Consider the following 1,237-nt stretch of genomic DNA (forward strand, 5'->3'; position numbering starts at 1 on the left):
ATGAGCAATTTACCAGAGAAAATGAAAGCAATCGTTGCGTATGCACCTGGAGACTACAGATTTGAGATGGTGGACACACCAAGAGCCGGTGAGGGCGAGATGATCTTAAAAGTAGAAGCATGTGGTATCTGCGCAGGTGATACGAAAGCGTATGCAGGAGCTGCCAGCTTCTGGGGATTTGACGGACAGCCGAAGTACATCAAAGAACCGATGATCCCGGGACATGAGTTCGTTGGTAAAGTTGTAGAGATCGGACCAAACGTAAAAGGAAACTGGAAATTAGGCGACCGTATCTGTCCGGAACAGATCGTTCCTTGCGGAGAGTGTATGTTCTGTAAGACAGGCCGTCATTGGATGTGTGAGAAACATGATCTGTTCGGATTCCAGAAGAACGTAAATGGTGGTATGGCTGAGTATGTAAAATTGACAAAAGAAGCTCTTCCATATTTCGTACCGGCAGATATGCCGATCGAGCAGGCAGCGCTGATCGAGCCATATGCATGCTCTTTCCACTGCGTAGACCGTGCACAGGTTAAGACAACCGACGTTGTTGTACAGTCTGGTGTAGGAACACTCGGACTTGGTATGGTAGGTGCACTCCGTCAGGCAAATCCGAAGCTCCTCATCGTACTGGATATGAATGATGCACGTCTTGAGAAAGCAAAAGAGTTCGGAGCTGACCTGGTTATGAACCCTGGAAAAGAAGATGTTGTTGCAAAGATCAAAGAACTGACAGGCGGATACGGATGCGATATTTACATCGAAGCAAGCGGACATCCGTCCAGCGTACAGCAGGGACTGGACTGCATCCGTAAGATGGGAAGATTCGTAGAATTCTCTGTATTCGGACAGCCGGTAACCGTAGATTGGAGTATTATTTCTGACCGTAAAGAATTAGACCTTCTCGGTGTACACTTAAGCCCGTTCTGTTATGACACAGTCATTGAATGGATCGGCAACGGCAAACTGCCGACAGACGGCGTCGTAACACACAAATTCCCACTGGAGAAATGGGAAGAAGGATTCCACATCGCGAAGACAGGCGAGAACGGAGCACTGAAGGTTGTGCTCGTGCCAGAGATGGAGGCTTAGTGATATCAAGGGACTAAGGTCTGTATCCACGTGAATTTACTCACAAGTGGATAACAGACCTTGGGATCTGCCTACCCGACATGAGCCTAAAAGTGAGATGATAATAGAAATGACATAGGAGATTCAGGAGGAAAATAGATATGCA

At 47.4% G+C, this 1,237-nt stretch carries 1 protein-coding gene; it reads left to right on the top strand.

The annotated features are described in order from the left end of the window. Positions 1-1,092, top strand: a 1,092-nt coding sequence (locus DXC04_RS15205; RefSeq protein WP_021860017.1) for an alcohol dehydrogenase catalytic domain-containing protein, incomplete at its 5' end; no start/stop codon positions are given. Positions 1,093-1,237: the final 145 nt, after the last annotated feature.

Source organism: Dorea sp. OM07-5, assembly GCF_003481355.1.
GTDB lineage: Bacteria > Bacillota > Clostridia > Lachnospirales > Lachnospiraceae > Dorea_D > Dorea_D hominis.